Below are 7,296 nucleotides of genomic sequence, written 5' to 3'. Positions count from 1 at the left end.
GCCAAGGAAGGAACCGATGGCGGTGCGCTTGGCACCGACGATGACGATGTCGTTCATGGGGAAGCTCCGGGAGTGGGGGCCGTCTGTCGTTCCGGCGAACGTTGATTATGGCGCAAACGGGGCGGCATGTTGCGTTGCCGCATTCAGTCCGGGGTTGCATGTCGCTGCGAGCGCATTGCACGCAGGGCGGGGGTGGAATACAACACGATCAGGATTGCAGGGAAGCCTCTGCTCAACTCAGGGATTTTCGCCAGCGATGGATGGCGGGTTGCGAATCGATCGTGCAGGTGATTGCGTCGCGTCAGGCGAGTCCGGGCTTGTACCGGGACTCGATGTGGGCTGACGACGGCGGGATGGCGTTGTTCAGGCCTTTCCAAGGGGGAGATCGGCATGCGGTGGAAATCGTCTGTGGTTGGCGTGATCGGGGTACGAGGAAGGCGACTTGTGGTCGCGGCGCTGCCGTGCGCGATCGCCCTGCTGCTGGCCGCTTGCGCCGGTGGCGGTGGAGGGACGGTGCGATCGACGCCACCGACCACGACACCGACGACACCGACGGTGCCCAATTTCACACCGAACGTGGCGAACGATGCATCACTGTCGGTCAACCCGCCGGCCATTCCTGCATGGGGTGCGCCCGCGGCCCTGCCGCAGTACAGCCGGCATCTGGCCTTGACCAATGCGGCCGGTGCACTGGGTGCCGGTTTGACCGGGCAGGGCGTGACCATCGGCCTGCTCGACACTGGCATCAATCGCGACAATCCGGCGTTGCAGGGACGGGTCACGGCCCACTTCACCCATGTCGATCCGGCGACCAACAACACCAGCGTGGATGATGTCGTCGGCCATGGGACGGTCGTCGCTGAAATGGCGGCCGGCAAGGGCATCGGCAATTGGGGCGGTGGCGTCGCGCAGGGTGCGAAGATCGCCGTTTCGAGGATCATCGACGACACGCCACCACCCGACGACGGTTCCGGCGAGGGCAACGAATGGCATGCCGGGGAGGGGGTGGGTGATTTTTTCGCCACGGTCAACGGCGAGCTTGCCGACGCAGGCGCGAAGATCCTCAACAATTCCTGGGGCGGCGTGTACTGGAGCGACCCTGGCGTCACCACCGAACTGGATGCCGCGTGGCGGCAATTCGTGGTGGGTCGCGGCGGCTTGATCGTGTTCGCCAGCGGCAACAGTGGCACCGACCCGCGCTATGCCGGGGAGCCATCGGATATCGCGCGCTTGCCGACCTTGGCCAATGATCCGGACTTGGCGAAAGGCTGGATCACCGTCGGCGCCCTTGACCCGGATCATCCCACCCAGCTCACGGCGTATTCGCAACAGTGCGGCAGTGCGATGGACTATTGCCTGGTCGCGCCGGGCAATGTGATCTTCATCGATCCGCAGGCCAAGGTCGGCGATGCCAGCTACAGCCTCTACCAGGGCGGCGGGACGTCCTATGCGGCTCCGCAGGTCTCCGGTGCAGCCGCCGTGGTGTGGTCCGCGTTCCCGTACTTCAACAATGATCAGGTGCGGCAAACCGTGCTGGCGGCATCGAAGGATCTCGGCGCGCCCGGCGTCGATCCGGTGTTCGGTTGGGGCTTGCTGGATGTCACCAAGGCCGCGATGGGACCCAGCAATTTCGCCTGGGGCGACTTCAGCGTGGCGTTCTCCGGCAATTCGGTGTGGCGCAATTCCATCATCGGGGCCGGTGGCTTGATCAAGCGAGGCACCGGCATCCTGACCTTGGCAGAAGCCGGCAATTTCACCGGTGGTACTCGCGTCGAAGAGGGTGGGCTGGATGTGCGCAAGGGGCTGAAATCGAATCTCGATATCAGTAGCGGAGCGACAGTGTGGGCGCTGGGCGCGTTTGGCGGCAACGTCACCAGCAGCGGGCGTTTCCTGGTCGGTGCGGCGACGCCGACCACGATCGCAGGGAATTATTCGCAGACCTCAGGCGGCAACCTCGGCGTGTGGTTGGGCAATCCGCTGAAGATCACAGGCAGCGCCAACATCGCCGGCACGATGTCGATCCTCGGGGTGAAGTCGGGTTACACCACGACGGCGCACGAAACCCTGCTCAATGCCGTTGGCGGCGTCACCGGCACCTTCAGCGATCTCAAGGCAGCACCGAGCGTGTTCCTCGATGCTGCACTGGCCTATGACCCGAACAACGTCTTCCTCAATATCAATCGCATCGATGTGTCCAAGGCGGCATCTGCGATGGGCCTGAGTGCCAGCGCGCAGGCGTCGGCGGTGCGGGTGGAATCGGCGATGACGGTGATCGATGCGCAACTGATCGCGGGAATGCCGGGCGGGCTGGGTACTGCATTCATCAATGCGGCTGGCGCGCTCCAGCAAACCTCGAATGCCGCGCAGGCCGATCTGTCATTGCGCAGCCTGTCAGGTGAGATGCATGCGGCATCCACGGCGTTGACCTTCGACAGCATTGATGCAGGCAGGCGCACGCTGGAGCAACGCATGGACCGATTGCAGCGCACGCCGACACGTGTCGGTGGCTGGTATCGCGACTTGTCCAGTGGTGGCCAGCTTGCACAGGCCGGTTTCGATAGCGTCGGCTTGGATTCCAGTGGAGAGATGATCGGCAACGATTGGCGGCTGGGTTCGAACGCGATGCTGGGCATTGCCATCAGCCGGCTCGACCAGAGCACCTGGCTGGGGGCGATCGGGGATCACAGCCGTGGTCGCCAACACGAGGTGCAGCTCTATGGCGCCGCGTGGCGAGGCCTGTGGTACGTGCAGGCGCAGTTCGTCAGCGGCGGCTTCCAGCGCAGGCTGCAGCGCAACCTGTTGCTGGGATCGCAGCAGGATGCGGTATCGACGCAGCTTTCCGGGCGCTATGTCGGCGCATCAGGCGCGATCGGTCGCCGCTTCGAACTCGGCGGCGTCGGGTTGACGCCGTATCTCGGCACCCAATACGTGACTGTCGTCAATGATGGCTTCAGCGAAGCCGGTGGGTCGGGCTTCGGGCTGCGCGCCAATGCCTGGAATGCCCGTCGCTGGCAGGCAATGGCCGGAGTTCGCGCCGAGCAGGGCTGGCGGTTCGGCGATGTCGAGCTGCGTGCGGACGCACGAGCCGAGTGGCAAAGGACGCTGACAGAATCCGGCATGTTGGTCGATGCCAGCTATACCGGCATCGACCAGTGGGCGCCGTTGCAGGGGATCGCGCTGGCGCGTCGCAGTCAGGTGTTCGGATTCGGGCTGTCGGCGTTGTTCGGTCAACACGCACTGCTGCGGTTTGACCTGAGCCGACGCAGCAGCGATGTCGGCAAGGCCGGATCGGCGATGCTTTGGGGCAGTTATCGGTTCTGACCTTGGTCAGCGCGGGGCGGTCGCCCCGCGTCGATCGCTCAGTGATTGCCGGCGAACAGCTCGCGGCCGATCAGCATGCGACGGATCTCATTGGTGCCAGCGCCGATGGCATAGAGCTTCGCATCACGCAGGATGCGGCCGGTGGAAAATTCGTTGATGTAGCCGTTGCCGCCAAGCGACTGGATCGCTTCCAGCGCCACCTGCACGGCTGCTTCCGATGCGTGCAACAGGCAGCTGGCGGCGTCGATCCGGCTCTTGTGGCCGGCGTCGTAGTCGCGCGCGACTTGATAGGCGAAGGCGCGGCTGGACTGCAGGCTGGTGTACATGTCGGCGACCTTGGCCTGCATCAGCTCGAAGGTGCCGATGGCTTGGCCGAACTGGCGGCGTTCGCGCACGTAGGGCAGGGTGACGTCGAGCGCGGCCTGCATCAAGCCAATCGGGCCACCGGAGAGCACCAGACGCTCGGTGTTGAGGCCGCTCATCAACACCTTGACGCCGTTGTTGACCTCGCCCAGCACGTTTTCCTGCGGGATCGCGCAATTCTCGAACACCAGCTCGCAGGTATTGCTGCCGCGCATGCCCAGCTTGTCCAGCTTCTGTGCGGTCGAGAAGCCTTGCATGCCCTTTTCGACAATGAAGGCGGTCATGCACTTGCTGCCCAGCTCGCGGCTGGCGGTGCGCATGTAGACGATCAGCACGTCGGCCTCGGGGCCGTTGGTGATCCACATCTTGTTGCCGTTGGCCACCCACACGTCGCCCTTGAGTTCGGCGCGGCAGGCCATCGAACCGACCACGTCGGAGCCGGCGCCGGGCTCGCTCATCGCCAGCGCGCCCTTGAATTCACCGCTGCACAGCTTGGGCAGGTAGTTGGCCCGCTGCGCGGCGTTGCCGTTGGCGTACAGGTTGTTGACGCAGAGATTGGAGTGGGCGCCGTAGGACAGGCCGATCGCGCCCGAGGCGCGGCTGATTTCTTCCATCGCCACCAGATGCGCGAGGTAACCCATCTCGCTGCCACCGAACTCCGCGGGGATGGTCATCCCGAGCAGGCCCATCTCGCCCAGCATCGGCCACAGTTCCTGCGGGAACCAATTGTCCTCGTCGGCCTTGGCCGCGCGCGGCGCGATCTCGGTCTCGGCAAAACGGCGAACCGCCTCGCGCAGTGCATCGATGTCGTCGCCGAGGGGGAAGGGGCGCATGGGATTCACGTGTCGGTGGGTGGGATGGCGCAGGGATCGGCGTTGGCACAGCAGGGCGACAGCGCCCCGCTGGCCGTGTGTTCAACTCACTGTCCGCGGATGCGGCCCTGGAAGCGCGGCTGGCTGCGGCCCATCGGCAGCTTCAGCTTGCCGATCACGGAGATGCGCTCTTCGGCCAGGCGGTCGGCAGCGCGGTAGGTCGGAATGCCGTCGCGGTCGGAGATCTCGTAGATGCGCGACAGGTTGTGGTAGATCGTGCGCATCATCCGCATCGCGCGCTCGCGGTTGTAGCCGTCGAGCTCCAGCGCCACGTTCATCACGCCGCCGGCGTTCACCGCGTAGTCCGGCGCGTACAGGATGCCGCGCTTGACCACCTCATCGCCGATCGCATCGGTCGAGAGCTGGTTGTTGGCGGCACCGCAGATGACCTTGAACTTGAAGCGCGGCAAGGTCTTCTCGTTGACCGTGCCACCCAGCGCACAGGGGGAGTAGACGTCGGCAGCGACGTCATAGATTTCGTCCAGGCCCACCGCCTCGGCGCCGTATTCGGAGACCGCCTTGTCGACCAGCGCCTTGTTGATGTCGGTGACGAAGATCTTTGCGCCGCGCTCCTTGAGCAGCTTCACGTATTCCATGCCGACGTGGCCGAGGCCCTGCACGGCGTAGGAATACTTGCCGACGTCCTCGTTGCCGAACTTCTTGTTGAGCGTGGCCATCAGGCCCTGCAGTGCGCCGTAGGCGGTGAACGGTGAGGGATCGCCGGAGCCACCGTGGATCTGATGCACGCCGGTGACGTACTGGGTTTCGCGATAGACGTATTCCATGTCGTTGACGTCGATGCCGACGTCCTCGGCGGTGATGTAGCGGCCGCCCAGTGAATCCACGAACTGGCCGAAGGCGCGGAACAGGGCTTCGGACTTGTCCTTGGCCGGATCGCCGATGATCACCGCCTTGCCGCCACCGATGTTGAGGCCGGCCACCGCGTTCTTGAAGGTCATGCCGCGCGACAGGCGCAGCACGTCGTTCAGCGCTTCCGCCTCGCTGGCATAGGGCCACATGCGGGTTCCGCCGAGGGCCGGGCCGAGCACGGTGTTGTGGATGGCGATGATCGCCTTGAGGCCGGCGTCCTTGTTGTGGCAGAACACGACCTGCTCGTGACCGAAGGTGTCGAGGGTTTCGAAGATCATGGCGAGACTCCGTCCGGTGCGGCGCGCGTGGCTGCGGGACCGGTGGCATGGGTGGACGATGGCGGAACTGCCGGCGACGGTGCGATCATTCGCGCCGTTCGCAGCCGTCCATTGTAAGTCATCGGTCGAAGCGGCTTGTCAGTACGGACGGGTATGGGCGCGCGGGTCGATCAGCCTGCCGGCTTCGGGGTGCGGAATTGCGCGCAGGGGTCGGGCCGTTCGGTCTTCGGGATGCGATGCACTTCATCAAAGTGGCCACCGTCGGTGTCGGGCTCGAGGTAACCGACCGCATGTGCAGCCAGCCCATCCTTGCGCAGCCAGTAGGCGACGGCAATGTCACGGCGGGTATGGCCATTGCCGGCGATCAGCACGATGCCGTTGCCGGCGTGCGTGCGCAGGGTCTCGGCCATCACCACGTCGCGGGCGATCTGCGCCTTGGCCATGGCCGGCACCATTGCCTCGGGCAGCATGCCGCAGTGGCTGTCGCGGACTTCGATTTCCTGGGCGGTCAGCACATCCGCGGGCAGGTGGTCCAGGTCGTAGCGTTGGATCAGGGCCGCCGGAAGCGCGGCAGTAAAGCCGTCTTTCATGACCTTGCCGGCATCGCCACGGGACAGGTTCGCGGCGTACAGCGGCAGGTGGTACTGCAGCGCCAGCGCGATCACCGGCTTGTAATGCGGCCAGTGCCAACCGGAGGTTGCGGGGGCCACGCGGGCCAGCACGCAGTCCGCGTCCGCGCAGGCTTGCATGGCGGCGTCGAGGGCCGGCTGCTGCGCGGTATCGAACTGTTCCATCGCAATGGCGGGCCGCCAGCCGGCGTCCAGTTTCCGTTGCAGCAAGGTGGCGCGGGCGGCATGGCCGACGGCGCTGTCGTGCACCTCGCCGAGCAGCAGGATGTCCGGCGATGCGGCGATCGGCGGCGCCTGCTGCTGTCCGGCTTGTGCCGAGGCAGTGAGGGCGCAGGCAAGTGCCAGTGAGAGGGCGAGGCGTTGCGGCATATCGACATGCTCCGGGTGCAAGGGAGGCATCCTAGGGCAGGCGCTACAATGAAAAGTCGACCGCACGCACGATCCGAGAGCTTCCCATGAGCACCCCGGCCGCCCAGCTTCCCACTGCGCAAACCGAATCCACCCCGTTGCGCTTCGTCACCGCCGCCAGCCTGTTCGATGGCCACGACGCCGCGATCAACATCATGCGTCGGCTGATCCAGGCCCAGGGCGCGGAGGTCATCCACCTCGGCCACAACCGCAGCGTCGAGGACGTGGTGCGCGCGGCGTTGCAGGAAGACGCCGATGCCATCGCGCTGTCGTCCTATCAGGGCGGCCACGTGGAATACCTGAAATACATGGTGGACATGCTGAAGGAACGCAATGCCGCCCACATCCGCGTGTTCGCCGGCGGCGGCGGCACCATTACCCCCGAGGAAATCCGCGAGCTGGAAGCCTACGGCGTCGAACGCATCTATCACCCCAATGACGGCATGCACATGGGGCTGGTGTCGATGATCGAGGACGTGGTGGCGCGAGCGGCGAAGGCGCGGCTGCCGGTGGATGCGCCGCACAAGGTCGCCTTCGACAACGAGATCGAGATCG

The 7,296-nt window shown here is 65.3% G+C and carries 5 protein-coding genes; 2 read left to right on the top strand and 3 right to left on the bottom strand.

What is annotated here, in order from left to right:
• Positions 1-390 precede the first annotated feature (390 nt).
• Positions 391-3,321 carry an autotransporter serine protease gene (locus IT472_RS11050; protein WP_297181564.1) on the top strand — a complete coding sequence of 977 codons (2,931 nt, stop codon included), beginning with the start codon at positions 391-393 and terminating at the stop codon, positions 3,319-3,321.
• A 38-nt stretch (positions 3,322-3,359) separates the two neighbouring features.
• Here IT472_RS11050 and IT472_RS11045 read toward each other — a convergent pair whose 3' ends face one another.
• The 3 genes from IT472_RS11045 to IT472_RS11035 all read right to left on the bottom strand — a co-directional run bounded on the left by IT472_RS11045 (position 3,360) and on the right by IT472_RS11035 (position 6,702).
• Complete coding sequence (locus IT472_RS11045; RefSeq protein WP_297181563.1) at positions 3,360-4,517, bottom strand: isovaleryl-CoA dehydrogenase; 1,158 nt, start codon at positions 4,515-4,517, stop codon at positions 3,360-3,362.
• An 86-nt stretch (positions 4,518-4,603) separates the two neighbouring features.
• Entirely contained in the window at positions 4,604-5,704 is a 1,101-nt protein-coding gene (locus IT472_RS11040; protein ID WP_297181562.1) for a Glu/Leu/Phe/Val dehydrogenase dimerization domain-containing protein, read from the bottom strand.
• 170 nt (positions 5,705-5,874) lie between these two features.
• Positions 5,875-6,702 (bottom strand): ChaN family lipoprotein, encoded by an 828-nt coding sequence (locus IT472_RS11035; protein ID WP_297181561.1) that lies wholly within the window; start codon positions 6,700-6,702, stop codon positions 5,875-5,877.
• Positions 6,703-6,788: 86 nt separating this feature from the next.
• On the opposite strand from IT472_RS11035, the gene IT472_RS11030 reads away from it, so the two are divergent.
• On the top strand, positions 6,789-7,296 hold a 508-nt coding region (locus IT472_RS11030; protein WP_297181560.1), incomplete at its 3' end, for a cobalamin-dependent protein.

This window comes from Thermomonas sp. (genome assembly GCF_020850895.1).
Lineage (GTDB): Bacteria > Pseudomonadota > Gammaproteobacteria > Xanthomonadales > Xanthomonadaceae > Thermomonas.
This window is presented reverse-complemented; position numbering and strand designations above follow the sequence as displayed.